Source organism: Occallatibacter riparius (assembly GCF_025264625.1).
GTDB classification, from domain to species: Bacteria; Acidobacteriota; Terriglobia; order Terriglobales; family Acidobacteriaceae; genus Telmatobacter; species Telmatobacter riparius.
Genome location: NZ_CP093313.1, coordinates 6,478,765 through 6,496,070, shown reverse-complemented (window position 1 = coordinate 6,496,070; position 17,306 = coordinate 6,478,765). Strand labels below are relative to the sequence as shown.

At 60.3% G+C, this 17,306-nt stretch carries 11 protein-coding genes and 1 tRNA gene; 5 read left to right on the top strand and 7 right to left on the bottom strand.

Annotation, left to right across the window (positions count from 1 at the left end; all coding sequences use genetic code 11):
• Window positions 1-86: 86 nt before the first annotated feature.
• Window positions 87-878 (top strand): FkbM family methyltransferase, encoded by a 792-nt coding sequence (locus tag MOP44_RS26565; RefSeq protein ID WP_260793596.1) that lies wholly within the window; start codon window positions 87-89, stop codon window positions 876-878.
• Between the two features lie 68 nt (window positions 879-946).
• Here the strand turns inward: MOP44_RS26565 and MOP44_RS26560 are convergent, their stop codons facing one another.
• The 3 genes from MOP44_RS26560 to MOP44_RS26550 form a co-directional block, all read right to left on the bottom strand.
• The gene (locus tag MOP44_RS26560) at window positions 947-1,891 is read right to left on the bottom strand and encodes a helix-turn-helix domain-containing protein (protein WP_260796712.1); all 945 of its coding nucleotides are present in this window, start codon (window positions 1,889-1,891) and stop codon (window positions 947-949) included.
• Window positions 1,892-2,140: 249 nt separating this feature from the next.
• On the bottom strand, window positions 2,141-2,893 hold the full coding sequence (locus MOP44_RS26555) for an ABC transporter ATP-binding protein (RefSeq protein ID WP_313901037.1): 753 nt from the start codon (window positions 2,891-2,893) through the stop codon (window positions 2,141-2,143).
• A gap of 259 nt (window positions 2,894-3,152) precedes the next feature.
• The gene (locus MOP44_RS26550; protein WP_260793595.1) at window positions 3,153-4,532 is read right to left on the bottom strand and encodes an efflux RND transporter periplasmic adaptor subunit; all 1,380 of its coding nucleotides are present in this window, start codon (window positions 4,530-4,532) and stop codon (window positions 3,153-3,155) included.
• 433 nt (window positions 4,533-4,965) lie between these two features.
• Between MOP44_RS26550 and MOP44_RS26545 the strand changes: the two genes are divergently transcribed.
• From MOP44_RS26545 to MOP44_RS26530, 4 genes are all read left to right on the top strand, one after another.
• Window positions 4,966-6,690 carry a GWxTD domain-containing protein gene (locus MOP44_RS26545; protein ID WP_260793594.1) on the top strand — a complete coding sequence of 575 codons (1,725 nt, stop codon included), beginning with the start codon at window positions 4,966-4,968 and terminating at the stop codon, window positions 6,688-6,690.
• A 153-nt stretch (window positions 6,691-6,843) separates the two neighbouring features.
• Window positions 6,844-8,475 (top strand): carboxypeptidase-like regulatory domain-containing protein, encoded by a 1,632-nt coding sequence (locus MOP44_RS26540; protein WP_260793593.1) that lies wholly within the window; start codon window positions 6,844-6,846, stop codon window positions 8,473-8,475.
• 187 nt (window positions 8,476-8,662) lie between these two features.
• Window positions 8,663-8,738, top strand: a tRNA-Lys gene (locus tag MOP44_RS26535).
• A 177-nt stretch (window positions 8,739-8,915) separates the two neighbouring features.
• A complete protein-coding gene (locus MOP44_RS26530) occupies window positions 8,916-11,201 on the top strand; it encodes an outer membrane protein assembly factor BamB family protein (protein ID WP_260793592.1) in 2,286 nt (761 codons plus the stop codon).
• Window positions 11,202-11,311: 110 nt separating this feature from the next.
• Here MOP44_RS26530 and MOP44_RS26525 read toward each other — a convergent pair whose 3' ends face one another.
• The 4 genes from MOP44_RS26525 to MOP44_RS26510 all read right to left on the bottom strand — a co-directional run bounded on the left by MOP44_RS26525 (window position 11,312) and on the right by MOP44_RS26510 (window position 17,299).
• On the bottom strand, window positions 11,312-13,723 hold the full coding sequence (locus MOP44_RS26525; protein ID WP_260793591.1) for a S9 family peptidase: 2,412 nt from the start codon (window positions 13,721-13,723) through the stop codon (window positions 11,312-11,314).
• A gap of 182 nt (window positions 13,724-13,905) precedes the next feature.
• Complete coding sequence (locus MOP44_RS26520; RefSeq protein WP_260793590.1) at window positions 13,906-15,336, bottom strand: glutamine synthetase family protein; 1,431 nt, start codon at window positions 15,334-15,336, stop codon at window positions 13,906-13,908.
• A gap of 89 nt (window positions 15,337-15,425) precedes the next feature.
• Entirely contained in the window at window positions 15,426-16,397 is a 972-nt protein-coding gene (locus MOP44_RS26515; RefSeq protein ID WP_260793589.1) for a serine/threonine-protein kinase, read from the bottom strand.
• 95 nt (window positions 16,398-16,492) lie between these two features.
• Entirely contained in the window at window positions 16,493-17,299 is an 807-nt protein-coding gene (locus MOP44_RS26510) for a PP2C family protein-serine/threonine phosphatase (RefSeq protein ID WP_260793588.1), read from the bottom strand.
• Window positions 17,300-17,306: the final 7 nt, after the last annotated feature.

Below are 17,306 nucleotides of genomic sequence, written 5' to 3'. Positions count from 1 at the left end.
AGCAGCGGGCGAGGGGCGAAGTACAATCGAACGGAGATTCACTTCTATAGATCGCCTTGGGCAGCCCTGACCAAACCGCAGAGTCGTTGCAGAGAAAGATCATCTATGACTTCGGCGCGAACAACGGCGATGACATTCCCTATTACCTGAAGAAGGCGGATGTGGTGGTCGCGGTAGAGGCGAACCCGTCGCTGTGCCGCGAGATCGAGACGCGATTTTCGGAAGAGATTCGCGACGGGCGCCTGCAAGTGGAGAACTGCGTGGTAGCCGCCGAGGGCAGCAGTCCCGAGGTCTACTTCTATCTGCACAAGCGGCACCATGTCCTGGGGCAATTTCCAGAGCCGGATGCGACGGTGATTGGGGATTTCGAGAAGGTGCTGCTGCCCGCCAAATCGGTGATGCAGATCGTTGGGGAGCACGGCGCGCCGTACTACATCAAGATCGATATCGAGCACTACGAGGAAGTGATCCTGAAGGAGCTGTTTCGCAACGCCGTGAAGCCGGCCTTTATTTCGGCGGAGGCACACAGTATCCAGGTGTTCGCGCTGATGGCGGGGATGGGCGAGTACTCGGCGTTCAAACTGGTGGATGGCGAGACGGTGGCGAAGAAGTACAGGAGCCATGCGATTCGCGTGGGCGGTGGGGTGGAGCCGTATTCGTTTCCGGCGCACTCGGCGGGACCGTTCGGCGAGGACATTGCGGGCGAGTGGATGAATGCCGACGATCTGTTTCATGTGCTGGCGAAGGAGGGGCTGGGGTGGAAGGATATCCACGCTACGAACCGTGTTCAGCTCGATCCCGGGTCGCAGGTGGAGAAGCGGCGGCAGAAGATGCGGCATCTGCGGGGATGGGTCGGGACGAAGCTGCGGGGAAGGTGAGCATCAGGGGCTGAAGCCCGCGCGTACTTGAATGTGATTGAGATGTCAGGGCTGAAGCCCTGACCTACCTAATGCGCGAGGATGGTTTCGTTGCCGAGGATGCGGTAGAGGGTGGAGCGGCTGATGCCGAGCTGGCGGGCGGCGCGAAGCTTGTTGCCGCGGTTCAGATCAAGCACGTATTGCACATGATGGTGAATCACGTCATCGAGGCCCAGGCTTCCAGCGGCAGGCAGGTTGGGCTGTAAGTCATGGCTGAATTCGTCATCGGTGGGGATGGCCAGGTCGCCGGGGCGGATGACGTTGTTGATGGCTTCGAGGAGTGCGGACTCAAGCACGCTGGCGAGCTCGCGCACATTGCCGGGCCACGCGTGCTGGAGCAGGCGGGCCAAAGCGCCGGGGCCTAACTCGACGGGACGATGCTGATAACGCGAGCAGATGCGGTCGAGCAACTCCTGCGCGATGGGTGGGATGTCCTCCTTGCGCGTGCGCAGCGGCGGAATGGCGAAACGGACCGCGGTGAGACGGAAGGCCAGGTCAGGCATGAGCAGGCCCTGCCCGGCCATCTGGCGTAGGGATATCTGCGACGAAGCAACGATCATGGCGCGGCTGTGCGGACGGTCCTGGAGAGCTTTGAGGACGCTGAGAAGAAGTCCCTGGCCCGGAGGCGCGAGCAGATCGACTCGGTCGAGGTAAGTGAATCCGCCAAGGGCGGAGGGGTCAGCGTCGCGCAGGAGCCATTCGCGCGCATCGCGGCGCTGGAAGGATGAGCCGGCGAGGGGCGAGCGGCTCAGGAGATAACGAGCCAGGGTCTGTTTCCCCACGCCGTTCTCGCCCTCGATTGCGGCCACCTGAACGTGCGGGGCGGCCATTTCGGCCTGCAGCAGCAGCTTGCGCCAGGGAGCGCTCACACCTGCCACTGAGACCTCGGGATCCGGTTCCGTTTCGACCAAGGCAGGGCCCGGAACCGGATAAGCGGAGGGAAGCATGGGTGGAAACTGCGCGGCGTTCTGCATAGGTTTCAACGTGCCTCGCCTCCGTGGCTCAAATTCGTGCAATCTCGCCAACAGGTGTTTCATCGGCGGGCAGGAGGGAAACTTGAATACAGGGAACAGGGAACAGGGACAGGGAGTAGGAAGTAGGGGAGTTGGTGAGACCGGGCAGTGGGGATTAGGGCTCACGGTTACCGAAAGCAGAGTGGGGAGCGCGCCCGAAGGCTGCTCCCCACTTATTTGATGCCCAATGCCTAAACTCTAATGCCCGTTTTAGCGGAAGCGCTTGGAGGGTTCGTCGGAGAAGATCTGGCCGTCGCGGATGTGGACGACGCGATGAGCGTACTCGGCGATGTCGGGCTCGTGGGTGACGAGCACGATCGTGTTGCCCTTGGCATGAAGGCTATCGAAGAGCGCCATGATCTCGACACCGGTCTTGGAGTCGAGGTTGCCGGTGGGCTCGTCGGCCAGGATGATCGAGGGGCTGTTGACGAGCGCGCGGGCGATCGCGACACGCTGCCGCTGGCCGCCGGAGAGCTCGTTCGGCTTGTGGTGCATGCGGCCGTCGAGGCCTACGTCCGAGAGCGCCTTCTTGGCGCGCTCCAGGCGCTCCTGCGTCGGCGTGCCGTTGTAGATCAGCGGCAATTCGACGTTGTGGAGCGAGGTGGCGCGGGCCAGCAGGTTGAATGTCTGGAAGACGAATCCGATTTCCTTGTTCCGGATGCGCGCCAGTTGGTCGTCGTCGAGTTCACTCACGAGCTGGCTGTTAAGCCAGTACTTTCCCTGGGTGGGTGTATCGAGGCAGCCGATGAGGTTCATCAGGGTCGACTTGCCCGAGCCCGAGGGGCCCATGATGGCGACGTACTCGTTGTGCTTGATGCGCACGCTGATGCCGCGCAGCGCATGGACCTGCTGCTCCGCGCCCATGTCATAGGTGCGCCAGAGGTCTTCGACCACGATCACATCGCCGTCGGGCGGGCTGGAGGGTTGTGCCAACTCTTCAGTGCTGATGCTGTCTAGAGCCATCCCCATATCTTCCTCTGCCTTGCTGCGATCCGGAAATTTCCGGCGCGGACAAGCGGATTCGCCTTGCGCGCGTATCACGAGATACGCAATTTTGAGCCTATGGTTCCCTGAGCCGTCTGTGGTGAATGGAAGACTTCAAAAGGAAAATTCCTCAGGGGCTAACGCCCAAACATCCTGCTCGGTCTTGTCGGCAGTCCGGGCTAAAGCCCGGACCTACCCAGTCGTACCGTTTCAAAGCAGATTCGATCCGTTTAGATGCTTACGAGTTGTTAGGCGTCGTAGTGAGCGGCTTCGCCGTGTCGCGTTTGATGAGCGCGTTCTCTTTCAAGCCGCGCAGGGTCTTGTAGGGACCGGTGACGATCTCGTCGCCCTCTTTCAGACCGGTGAGCACTTCAATGTCGGTGGCGCCGGTGATGCCGGTGGTCACAGGCACAAAGTGCGCGCGCAGCTTGCCGTGCGCGTCCTTGCTGAGAACATACACGCCCTGCTGATCGGGTTGACCCGTCGAGGAACTGGAGCTGCTTGAAGCGGCCTGAACATTGCCGTTGGCCGCCGGCTTATCCGGGGGCTTGATGGTAAGTGCCTGGATGGGCAGCGAAAGCACGCCGGCTTTGTGGGCCGTCGTGATCCTGGCGGTGGTCGACAGGCCCGGACGCAGCGAGTTGTCAGGCTGGTCCAGCGTGACAACGACCTTGAAGTCCTTGGCTTCTTCAGTGCCGGTGGTGGACTGTGAGGTGGCCACACCGGTGGAGCGGAGCAGGGCCTGATCGCCGACCAGGGTCACATGGCCCTTGAAGATTCTGTTCGGAATCGCGTCAACGGTGACGTCGGCGGGCTGGCCAACTTTGACGTTGACGATGTCGGTCTCGTCCACCTTCACTTCGGCGGTAACGACGCTCATATCGGCAACGGTCATGAAGGTTGAGCCGTTGGAGTTTTGGATGCCGGGCACCACGGTTTCGCCTTCGCGTACGGGCTCATCCGTCACCACGCCATCGAACGGAGCAGTGGCCTGGGTCAAGCTGAGCGCGTTCTGGTAGGAGCGCAACGTGGCTTCCTGGGTGCCGAGATGGCCTCGCGCTGACGCTGTGTTTGCCTTGGCCTGGTTGAGGCCGGCCTCGGCCTGGGCCAGAGTCGCGACGTCGAGGTCGTAGGCGGCCTTCTTGGCGTCGTAGTCCTGCTTGGCCATGATGCCGGCCTTGTAGAGACCCTGGGCGCGGTCATAGTCCAGCTTCTTTTGCTGGAGATCGGCCTGGGCGTGCTCGACATTGGCCTGGGCGGTCTTTTCCGCCGCAACGTAGGACGAGATGTCGGTTTGAGCCGCCGAAATGGCTGCTTTCTGCCCCGCCACCTGGGCTTCCTGCCCCACGTTCTCAACTACTGCGAGGACTTGCCCTTTCTTAACGTGGTCGCCTTCCTTTGCGTAAAGGTGGGTGATGCGACCCTGGGCGGTGGAGCCGATGACGGCAAAGGTCTTGGGCTTGATCTGTCCGGTGCCGCTGATCACGGTGGACAGGTCCTGCTTAACGATCTTGGCGGTAAGAACCTTTGTGTAGCCAGACTGCTGCCTGACCACCATGAAGGTCACGAGTCCAGCGGCGACAAGAATGGCGAAAACAATGAGAAGAATCTTCTTCATGTTCGGTGATTGCTCCCAGGGATGCTTCGTACCAGTTTACGCAGGTGACAGCCTTCAAGTTCCGTGTTCATTGCGAGTTTGCCCGACTCGCGCCTTATCTTATGCAGAATGAGTGGAAATCTGCCCCAAATTGTACCGGCAAAGGGGCAACCTGCTCGATGCTTCAGCGCTCCCTCGCCGCAACCATGAAAACAGCCGGAACCCTATAAATCCCAAGGGAACCGAAGTAGATAAGAGGAACGCCTGCCTAATTGACGGGGAAGCGGATTCAGTAGTCTCAGAAATTTGCGTGCGCTCAAGGAATTTTCGTGATTTTTACGCGATTACATCTGCGCTGCCGGTTGCGTCCAACAGGCAGTCAACTCCAGGCGGAGTCTTGCCGGGCGTTCGGAGTACCCGTAGAATAGGGCAATCCAGGAGTTCCAACCCGATTATGTCCAACCGCCGTTCCTTTTTAGCCGTCGCAATGGTTTGCGGCCTGATTTCGATTTCCTCGCACAGGCTCCACGCCCAGTCCGCAAGCAGCAACGCGCAAGCGCAGCCTTCGACGGCGCAAGACGAACCGGATCCCCTGAAGCGTGAACGCTCCGACAAGGAGAAATTCGCGGCGGATAGGTTGAGACGTCAGGAGTTAAAGGGCGCCTACAAGACGTGGCTTGATCAGGATGTGGCCTACATCATCAGCGACGAAGAGCGGAAGGCGTTCAAGAACCTCAGCAACGACGAGGAGCGCGACGCGTTCATCGAGACGTTCTGGCTGCGCCGCAATCCCAATCCGGATTCGCCGGAGAACGAGTTCCGCGAGGAGCACTACCGCCGCATCGCCTACGCGAATGAGCACTTTGCCGCCGGGAAGCCTGGATGGAAGACGGACCGCGGACACATCTATATTGCTTTCGGCAAGCCGGATTCGATCGACTCGCACCCTTCGGGCGGCGCGTATCAGCGTCCGATTGATGAAGGCGGCGGCTCAACGTCCACGTTCCCGTTCGAGGTTTGGCACTACCGGTATCTCGAGGGTATCGGCGACAACATCGATATTGAATTTGTGGACACCTGTCAGTGCGGCGACTATCACTTCACCATCGACCGCGGCGAGAAGGATGCTCTGCTGCGCGTGCCGGGCATGGGTCTGACGCAGTGGGAGTCGATGGGCATGGCCAAGAAGGCCGACCGCTTCCACGGCGGCCCGGAAACACTGGGCACCGGACCGCTGGCGTCGAGCCAGCAGTCGAAAGAATTTGACCGCCTGGAGCTGGCCGCCAAGCTGTTTGCACCGCCGCCGGTGAAGTTCAAGGATCTTGAGTCGGCGATGACCAGCCACTCGATCCTGAACGGACCGCCGTTCCCGTTCGATGTGCGCACGGACTTCGTGAAGGTGACGGACAGCATGGTTCTGGTGCCGATCACCTTGCAGCTCCGCAACCGTGACATCACGTTCGAAACCAAGAACGGGGTTTCGCGCGGCGTGGTGAATATCCTGGGCAAGGTCACCACGATTACGCACCGCGTGGTGCAGACGTTCGAGGACACGGTGGAAGTGGAACAGCCGGCCGAGCTGCTGGAGAAGAGCCTCGACCGCAAGTCGATCTACTGGAAGGCGCTGCCGCTGCTGCCGGGTTCCTATCGTCTGGATATCGCCATCAAGGACGTGCACAACCCGGATCATGTAGGTGTTTTTGGCCGCAGCCTGGAAGTACCCAAGTTCTACGACGAGAAGCTGGCGACGTCGTCGCTGATTCTCGCCGACCAGATGGCGGTCGTAGATTCACACTCCATTGGCGGCACCGGGAACTGCGTGATCGGCAATACCAAGATCTGCCCCCGCGTTGGCCAGACGCCGACCACCCCGGTGAGCTTTACACGGAATCAGCAACTTAACTTCTGGATGCAGGTCTACAATCTGCAGATCAACGACGCGACCAAAAGTAATAACGCGAAGGTGACCTACCAGATTGTCGATACTGCTACGAACAACGTGATTTTCGAGAAACAGCTGGATTCAAAGGACTTGGGAGAACACAGCGATCAGCTCACGGTTGAGAAATCGCTGCCGATTGCAGGCCTCCAGCCGGGCAAATACCAGGTGACGATCAAGGTGAACGACGAAATCTCAAAACAAGAGATTGCAAAGTCGGCACCTTTTGTCGTGGAATAGTAGGCATCCCGCGCAAGGACGGTTACCGAGCCGTAGAGCAGGAACCCGCGCGGGAGGATTTGCTGGAGTATTCCACCAGGGACGCCGCCGGGTCACACAGAATACGTGATATTGCGCAGGCTCCATCTCGCGTTGTTGTTCACACTGGCCGGCTTGGGTACAGTTCCAGCGCTTGCGTCTGGACCGTCCTCAGTCACAGGCGTGGTGCGGAATACCGCCGGTGTGCCGCAAATCGGCGCGGTGGTCCAGCTGCTGCGCCCTGATCTTTCCGTCGTTGCCAGCGTTTACACCAATTCCAAAGGACGCTATTCCTTCGCGACAGTTGTACCCGGCCGCTATGCGGTCAAGGCGATGGGCACGTCGTTCCTTCCTTCGCTGCGCGAAAATGTGCGAGTGCAGACCAGCATCGTCGTCAACATGACGCTGAACACCTTATATGAGGTGATGCAGTGGCTGCCGGCCCAGCCGCGCTCGGCGGATGCAAGTCGAGACGACTGGAAATGGACGCTGCGCTCGGCTGCGAATCGTCCGCTGTTGCGGTGGCTTGAGGACGGGCCGCTGGTTGTGGTGTCGGACGGACGCTCGAAGCCGAAGCTGAAGGCACGCCTGCTTGCAACGGGCGGCGCCGGGACCTTCAGCGAGGATGGGCAGCGGATCGCGATGGAAGTGGAAGACACGCCGTCTGACAGTCGCGAGCTTCTGGCCCGGGTGGACTTTGCGCCGGGCACGGATGGCAGCATGGAGTCGATGCTGGGCTTCCGGCAGGATCTGGGTTTCGCGGGTGCGGTGCAGTCGGTGGCTGCGGTGACGATCCACCCTGAGGTAGAAGGTGTCGGTGCAGGCGGGCTGAATGAGGCCACCCTGCGAACTTGGGAAGACATCAACATGGGTGATGAATTCCAAGTGCAGGCCGGTGGCCAGCAGGTGATGGCGCGGTTCGCGCAGGATTCGCCGAATACGGTGACTGCGGCGCTGCCGTTTGTATCGGTGGGCTGGCGCAAGGGCGACGGCATGGTGAGCTATCGCTTTGCCACGGCTGTTCCGGATACGCGCGGGCTGGCTGAAACGCAGGCAGGAGCCTGGATGCCCGCGGTGGCGATGCGCGATGGGCGCCTGACCCTGGAGCATGGCATCCACCAGGAGATTGGCTGGGAGCGCAGAACGGATGACTCGGGCTTCGCGGTCTTCTTCTACTCGGACACTTTGAGCAATCCAGTGGTTGAGGGCATGGCTCACGGTGTAGCGCCGGCGGGGCCGAACGTCCTGTATGACGGCTCGAGCGGCCTGGTCCGCACTGCGACGAGTGGTTACTCCAGCACTGGCGTGGTGGCGACGGTAGAGCGCCGCCTGCCGCGTGGCAACCATGTCCGCGTGAGCTATGCGAACGGAGATGCGCTGGTAATGCAGGCTCAGCAGCATGCGACGCCTCTGAGCCAACTGATTTCGTCGGCGCACCCGCGGCGGGCCCAGATGTACTCGCTCTCGCTTTCGGGCACGCTCGACGGAACGGGCACGCGGTGGCGTGCGAGCTATCGATGGCAGCCGGAAGACACGGTCACGCGCATTGCTCCCTATGCGCTGGAGGCCGAGCAGCCATATCTGAACATCCATCTGCGGCAGCCGGTGTACGCAGGCCACGACAGCGCGCGCAGCCTCGACGCGATGATCGATATTCGCAATTTGCTGGCGCAAGGCCAGCATCCGTTTGTGCTCACCGATGGCTCGCTGCTGGTGTTCGCACAGGATCAGCGCGGCGTAACCGCGGGACTCGCGTTCACCTTCTAATCCTTCTCTTCAGTCATCCATTCAAGCTGTGAGATCGTCGTTGTGCGTGCGCACAGGAGTCAAACCGGGCATGTGCGCCGCTTTGGAATCGCGGCGCGGATTGTGTTATATTCATCAAGTACGCGCGGTAGATTTTTCGCGCGCTCGCGGTGCCAGCAGTCCCCGCCTGCATGGCGATCCACTCAGTGGACGCGTAGCTCAACTGGCAGAGCATTCGGCTCTTAACCGACAGGTTGAAGGTTCGATTCCTTCCGCGTCCACCAATCAATCGACAGCTTGGCTTGCTGCTAGCTCACGTTTCGCTGAGATGTGAGCCGCGCCCGCTTGATCGCCGTTGTGGCTCAGATTCCGAGTCGAAGTTGTGCTGACCATTCGGTTCGACTCGTTCGCTAGAATCGATCCACCTTGTTCTGCGGCTTCCCGTCGGCTTTGAGGAGGATATGAAGCGAGATTCCGTCAGCATCCATTGGGTTCTCAGATACGCTCTATTGCCGGTTGCGCTCTTCGTCTTCCTCGGCTCTTCTTCTGTGGCTTTCGAGAATGCGTCGGGCTCATGGCCCATGGTCAATCTCGATTCCGGGGCCATGCGCTACTCTCCGCTGGCACAGATCAATACAAAGAACGTGAGCCGCCTGAAGGTGGCGTGGATTTATCACATGAAGCCCGCGCCGGCGGCTGGAAGTAAACCCGACGCTGCATGGCGACTATCGGAAGACCAGCCGCTGGTGGTGGGGAACACCATGTTCGTTGTGACCCCATACAGCCGGGTGGTCGCGTTAGACGCGGGTACGGGGAACGAAAAATGGGTTTTCATGATTCCCGGATCGGACCATGCCTCGCTGCGCGGCGCCGAGTATTGGCCCGGCGACGCGATCACCGGCCCCTCTCTCTTTTTCGGAACGAACGGCGGCTTGCTTTATTCGATTAGTGCGGCGACTGGCAAGCCAAACATGCGGTTCGGAAAGGATGGTGCTGTCAATCTGCGTACGCCCGAGGTGATAGGCGCAGACGCAGGCAGGCCTTACATACTGCCGTCTCCGCCAGTGATCTACAAAGACCTGATCATCACCGGTTCAGGGCCTGGCGAAGGCTCCGGAGGCAAGGACGGCGGCCTTGGCCCCGCGGGCGATACGCGGGCATGGGACATTCACACAGGAAAGCTTGTCTGGACGTTCCACTCGGTGCCGCGCCCCGGAGAAACAGGCCACGAGACGTGGGGAGGCGATAGCTGGCAGCAACGCTCCGGGGTGAACGTCTGGGGCTACATGACGGTGGATCGGGAGCGGGGCATTCTCTACATGCCGTTTGGAGCTCCCAATTACGATCGGGTCGGGACCGATCGGCCAGGGAACAATCTCTTCGGATCGTCGTTGGTGGCTGCGGATGCAGCCACCGGAAAGCTGCTCTGGTATTTTCAGACGGTCCATCACGACATCTGGGATTACGACACAGAGGCCCCACCGACGCTGGTTGACGTTCATCGCGATGGCAAGATCATTCCCGCCGTGGTTATCGTGAACAAGACCGGCCTCATGTTCGTGCTCAATCGCGTAACTGGAAAGCCGCTCTTTCCCGTGGTTGAAAGGCCAGTGCCTCCGAGTGACGTTCCCGGCGAGCATGCTTCTCCCACGCAGCCGTTTCCCACGAGGCCCGCTCCGCTGGCGCCCATGAAGGTGCAGCTATACGACGACCTGCCCGATCATGCCGCGTGGTGCAAGTCCTATGTGGAGGACAACCACATGTTGCTGGCGCAACAGCCCTACACGCCACCCGCATTCAATCGATACTCCGTCAACCTGCCCGGAACGCATGGTGGAGTGAATTACGCCGGAGGCACCTTCGATCCGACGCTGGGCCTGTTCATTGTGAACGTGAACAATCTCGGCCAGCCGATGCGCATCGTCCCCGACCTGGCCGGCGGTTTCACCAATTCAGGTGAGTTTGCTGGTACGAGACGTTTCTGGGATCCGGAGAACCACCTGCCATGCACTCAACCTCCCTGGGGAGAACTTATCGCGGTGAATGTTAACAGCGGCGAGATCGCCTGGCGATCTGTGCTGGGAGTGACTGACAAGTTCCCCGGAGGGAGGCAGCACACAGGCCGGCCCGGACTTGGCGGTCCGATTACGACGGCCGGTGGGTTGACATTCATCGCGGCGACTGACGACGCCCGCTTCCGAGCCTTCGAGTCGAAGACTGGCCGTGAAGTGTGGAATTACCATCTACCTGCATCAGGCGAGTCCATTCCGATCACTTATCTGGGCCAGGACGGAAAGCAATACGTGGCGATTGTAGCGACGGGAGGAGGCCTGATAGGCGCGCCACTGCTCAGCGATGAACTGATCGTATTCAAGCTCGATGACGGCAGAAATCAAGGGCCCAATGTCGTTCAGGCGAGTCCGAATCCTGCCGGGTCTCAGCAATCATTGGCCTCGCCAACGCACGACCAAATGGCGCAAAACGCGGATCCGCAGAAGAACGCCAAGCTTGTTCGCCAAGCTGCCTTGTTCCCTCCAGGGCCGGGCCGGGATGTCACGATTCGGGCCTGCTCGACGTGCCACGGTCTTGACGTCGTGGCGAATGAGCGGCTGAGTCCGCAGGAATGGACCAACGTTGTGCAAACAATGTCCGGGAAGGGCGTTTTAGCGACGCCCGCCGAACTGGAGATGATCCGGACTTATCTCGCGCAGGCATTTCCGCGGTCGGGCAGCACAAGCAAGAAGTGAAGCGGCGATGGGTTTGTGGCGGAGCGGAGTTAGGCTCCGGAGGAATTATGTGACGGAAACGGAGCGGCGCAGCGAGTTGGCTGCGCCGCTTCGTTTTGAATGACGTCAAGCTACGGCTGAGAGTCGCTGTCGTCGCCAGTGGCGGGGCCGCCGCGCATGACGGCCTGCATTGCGGAGTATGGCCTCATCTTGTACTCGACGGGCGGAATGTCGCCTGCGAGATAGCGCACGAAGTAATCCCAACGGCGGCGGGCCATGTAGTTCGAGGCTGGGCCGTAGCTGTGTGGCACGTTGGGAATCATGAGCAGGTCAAAGTCCTTGTTCGCCTTGATGAGCGCGTCGACGAGGACAAGCGTGTTGTTGGGTGGCACATTGTTGTCCATAGTGCCGTGCGCCAGCAGCAGATGGCCCTTGAGATTTTTGGCGAAATTCTGGTTGGCCTGCGAGTCATAGTTGCTGGTGCCATCGGCGTTCTTCACTTCGAGGCCCGACCACTTTTCGGCCCAGTCGTCTTCGTAGTCGCGCTGATCGTGGTTGCCGCTCTCGGCGATGCCCACCTTGAAGAAGTCGGGATAGTGCAGCATGGCAGCGGCGGTCGCATTACCTCCGCCGGAATGGCCGTAGATGCCGACGCGATCCAGGTCGATGAAGGGATACTGGCGGGCGAGATCCTTCATGCCGGCGAGTTGATCGGGGATGGTGTTGTCGCCGAGGTTGCCGTAGTACGCCTCGTGGAAGCTCTTTGAGCGCCATGGCGTGCCCATGCCGTCGATGCAGACAACGATGAAGCCAAGCTCGGCGAGTGCCTGGTTGTCGCCGTGGGAGGCGCGGAACTGCCGGTTGCCGCACGAGCCCGTCTGTGGACCAGGATAGACGTAGTTGATGATGGGATACTTCTTCGAAGCATCGAAGTGCATGGGCTTGAACATGAAGCCGTAGAGGTCGGTTTTGCCGTCTCTGCCCTTCACCTTGACGGGTGTGGGCGGCGGCCATCCGGCGGCTTTGAGCTTCGAGATGTCCTGGCGCGCTACTTCCATCACTGTCTTGCCTTCGGTGTCGCGCACAACGGTGATCTGCGGTTCAGTGGGCGTGGAGTACGCGTCGACGAAGTATTGACCGCCGAAAGCCATCTTGATCTCATGATCCGCGTTCTCAGACGTAAGCAGGCGCACGCCGGAACCGTCGAAGTTCACGCGATAGAAGTGCTGGTAGTAGGGATCGCGATCCTTCTCCTTGCCAACGCCGATGAAGTAGATAACGCGCTTCGCCTCGTCGATGTGGAGCACCTGCGTGACGTTACCGGGGCCGCGGGTGATCTGGTTCTTCAACTGGCCTGTCTTCAGGTCGTAGAGGTAAAGATTGCCCCAGTCGTCGCGCTCGCTGAACCAGAGGATCTCGTTCGACTTGGGCAGATAGTGCCAGTTGATCTTGCCGTTGCCGCTCTCGTAGAACTTGGGCGCGGTCTCTGACATGACTTCGCGCACATCACCGGTTGCGGCGTCGGCTTCGCGCAGCCACTCCTGCTTGTGATCGCGCGAGGTGGAGACGAAAGCGAGGCGCGATCCGTCCGGACTCCACTCAACGTCAGACCACGTGTTACCGTCGCAGGCCACATCGTCGCAGAGCGTGGAGCGGTGCTGATCGGGCGGCATCTTGAGCCGGATGACCTTGCGCGCGTTCACATCGATGATGACGCGCTCGATCATGGTCACGTCCTTATCGCCGACTAGGGGATACTTCCAGGCCTTCAGCTCGGGATGCGAGTTGGTGACGGGGACCAGATACATCATGCCGGTGTTGCGCTGGTCCTGCTGGAAGGTGGCGATCTTTGTGGAGTCGGGGGACCAGAGGAGGATGGCTGAGTCCGACGATTTCCAGCCGGCGTTGTCGGTGGCGTAGCCGTAGTTCTCCTGGCCGTCAGTGGTGAGCTGCGTGTCTTCGCCTGTGGCCAGGTTGCGCACCCAAAGATTCCAGTCGCGGATGAAGGCGCCGAGCTTCTTGTCAGGCGAGAGAGTGAGCGGCGGATGGGCTTCGGCGTGTCCAGCGCCGGGCTGGCTGTGCTCCTCTGAGGAAATGAGATTGCAGGCGGCGGGCGCCGCACCTAGGTCGCAACGGTAGGTGTTGCCGTAGCCAGAGAAGTTCAGCACGCGACCGTTGTCAGAGAAGGACAGGTCCGAAAGGTAAAGATGCCTCGCGTCTGCCTGAATGTGGCTCTGCGGGATCGCGTTCAGGGCGGCGGCGAGCTTTTCGTGATCGAAGGCAGGTTTATGCGTGCCCCTGCCTGGATCGATGATCGTGTAGGTGATACCGCTCTCATCCACGTCCTTGTACCAGAAGCGCGTGTCATCGAGGATCTGCGCTTTGACCTGGCCTTTGAATGCCAGTGGGTTCACGTTATATGGCATGAACTTCTCGGCATTCGCGTAGTCCTGATTGGTGTACTGGCGGGCATGCTGTGCGGGGGCGGCAGCGCAGAGGAGGAGGGGGAGAGCCGCAAGGGCTCCTGCAAATCTCAGACCCATATTGCTGAACATTCTTTTTCCTTTATCGTTGCGGCACGAAGCGAGACGAACCGCGCGCAAATCTTTTGGGGGAACTGGATGCAAACGCGGTCCATTCTAACCCGCATGGCCAAAGGCAGACATGCAAAAGCGGCGCACCCGATGGGCGCGCCGCTTTGAGTAACGCGAAGTTGCACTGCGCTTTAGAACAGGTTCCACAGCGACTGGTTGTAGACCTCGTGGTGGTACTGCACCTCCGGAGCCTTGACGAACGTGCCCAGCGCGCGCGGGCAGCGGTCGGCCGAAGCCTGCTTCAGATCGGTGTAGCGGCCCTGAACATCGGCGCCGAGGATCTGGCCGATCCACTTGGAAGCCTTGAAGTCCTCAATGGCGGAGTAGATGTTGTCAGGCAGGTAGCGCTCGGCCTGGCGCAGGTTTTCGATCTTCGAGGTCGTGCCGTCGATGCCGGTCTTGAAAATGGAGTAGAGCGCGAGGTACGGATTCGCGTCCGGAGCCACAGAGCGTACTTCCACGCGCATGGAGCGAGAGTTGCCGATTGGAACGCGCACCATGGATCCGCGGTCCGTAGCTGAAGCCTTGATCTGATTTGGGGCTTCGAAGTGCGGATCGAGACGGCGGTAGGAGTTCACGCTCGGATTGAGGACGAGGCAGATGTCGAGCGCGTGCGTCAGGATGCGATCGATGAACTCCCATCCATATCCAGAGAGCTGCTCCTGTCCCTTTTCATCCCAGAACAGGTTGGTCTTGCCCTTGGAGATGGAGACGTTGGTGTGCATGCCGCTTCCGTTGACGCCGACAACAGGCTTGGGCAGGAACGACGCAGTGTAGCCCATGTTGTTGGCGATCTGGCGGGTGAGCAGCTTGTAGAGCTGGATCTGGTCGGCGGCAGCAACGACCTCGCCGTAGCTGTAGTTAATTTCGAACTGGCTCGGCGCGACTTCCGGGTGGTCCTTTTCGTTCTGGAAGCCCATGGAGCGCTGCACTTCAGCCGAGGTGTCGATGAACTGGCGGAGCGGATCGAGAGGCAGCACGTGGTAGTAGCCGCCGGTGTTGATGAACTCGAACTTGCCGGTCTCGTGGAACTTGCGCTCGGCATCGCGGCCGGCGAACAGGAAGCCTTCGATTTCGTTGGCGGCGTTGAGAGTGAGGCCCTTCTCGGCGTAGAGAGTGTCGGAGTACTTCTTCAAGACTCCGCGCAGATCGCCGGAGTAGGGGGTGCCGTCCTTGTCGATGACGCTTCCGAAAACGAGGACCTTGCCGTTGCCGAAGATGTCGGCGGGCACCCAGTAGAACGCGCTCCAGTCGATGCCGAGGCGAAGGTCGCTCTCTTTCTGAGCGGTGAAGCCGCGGATGGACGAGCCGTCAAAGGTCAGGTTCTCGTAAGAGCCGAGAAGGAACTTCTTGTCGTAATCGAGAAGGTGCAGGCGGCCTTCGAGGTCCGAAAACAGAACCGTGACGGCCTTGATCCGCTTCTCGTCGGACAAATACTTCAGCCGCTTTTCGCGAATCTCGTCGATGGACACGCGGTTGGCGCGGTCAGCTTTAGCTTGCAGATTGAGCTCTTCCAGCTCCTCGTATGACAGGGCCAGAAAATTCCTGAATTCGGTCGACATGGATCTCCTTTTGTCGAAAAGCGGTTTACTGAAAGTGTACGGGGCGGCCCATAAAGATCACGTGAGGATTCCCGCGTGGCGGGACCGCCTCAGTGTCGCGAAAGCAGAACCATGCATAGAAGGATAGCAACCGGAATCAGCGCCAATGCGGCGTAATATGCGATCTTTCGAGGCAAATAGGACCTGCGCTTTTTCCACTCGTTCAATTCGGGCCGGTTTTCCACACCCACTTGATCGAGATGCTGCAGGTCGTGTGCAAATTCGCTCGCGCGACGGTATCGGTTGGCCGGTTCGCGCTCGATGGCGCGGTAGATGGCTTCCTGAAGCTGGGGGCTGATGGAGGGCTCAAGGACGCTGGGCGGCGTCGGGTAATTGAGGAGTCGGTCGTTGATGACCTGCATGGGATTGGAGCCCGTGAACGGTACTTTACCGGTGAGCATCTCGTAAAGGATGATGCCCACGGCGTAAATATCGGTGCGGCTATCGCCACGCTTGCCTTTCACCTGCTCGGGCGAGATGTAGTTGGGACTGCCAAGCGCGGTGGTGATTTTTGCGTACGTGAGGCGGCGCGCGGCGGCGTCGCCCGCAATGCCGAAGTCGATCAGCTTGATGTCGTCATTGGCGTCGACCATGATGTTTTCCGGCTTCAGGTCGCGGTGAACGACGCCGTTGGCGTGAATGTAGTCGAGGGCTTCAAGGACTCTCACTGCGATGTGAAGCGCATGCTCCTGCGAGATGCGGCCCTGGTCGAGGATGCTGCGAAGCAGGCGCCCCTCGCACCACTCCATGACCATGTAGACGCGCGAACGCTTTTCATCGCCGAAGACGCGCATGACCCCGGGGTGGTTGAGCTTTTCGCCGATGCTGGCTTCCCGCTGGAAGCGATCGTACAGCACGGGATCGGCTTCCATGCCGGGGTGGGGAATCTTGAGAGCGACTACCTTGCCGTCGCGCGTGTCTACCGCGCGGTAGATGGTGGCCATGCCGCTGCGCGCAACCAGGGATTCGATGCGATACGAATCGATCTGCTGGCCCGGCTCGAGGCTGTCGTAAAATCCCATCTGCTGCGCTCCTGACGGTGGGCTTTAGTTCAACTCTAAGGGCCCGAAGGGAGAACCGCATAAATCGCGGATAAACGGCACATAATTGGCTTCAATCAGGCCGGCAGGCGGTAAGGACGCCCGCGGTACATGCCGACCTGTTCGACTGAGCGCACGCGAATTACCTGCGCGGTGGTGTTATCGTTTCCATCCACTTCTACGGCGCGCGCGACCAGATCTTCTGCGATTTCCGCTATGTCCTTGCGCGGCTGCGAGACGATTCTGGCAAGTTCCTCCTCGGGCAGTTCATCGTGCAGCCCATCGGTGCAGAGCACGACCACATCACCGGGCTGCACCGTGATCAAGTTCGTGTCGGGGGCGACAAACATCTCAGGGCCGAGGCTTTTGATCAGCACGTGGCGCGATTGCGATTCGGCGATGTCTTCTGCGGAAATAAGTCCGAGCTTGCGCTGCTGGTTTACCAGGGTGTGGTCGTCAGTGACCTGGCGGGCTTTGCCGCCGCGGACCAGATAACAGCGCGAGTCGCCCACGTGGGAGATGACGGCCTGATCGTAGCGAAGGGCGCAGGTAACCAGCGTGGTGGCCATCTGCTTGCCGCGGTACTCGCGCTCCATGCGGCGGTCGTGCACCGCGGCGTTGGCGTGCTGCACCAGCCGAGGCAAGAGGCCGGGGAGCATGCTGCCGGCCTGCGCCTGCGCGAATTCCTTCGTGACGACCTGAATGGCGGTGGCGGAGGCGACCTCTCCGAGATCCATGCCGCCTACGCCGTCGGCTACGGCGAAGAGATATCCCAGGGAGCGCGCCTCGTGCCGCGATTTCGGAACAAAGGAGCCCATGCTGTCTTCATTATTGGTGCGAACTTTGCCGGGATCGCTTGCCTGGCCAAACTGAACATCTAACATGAGCAGC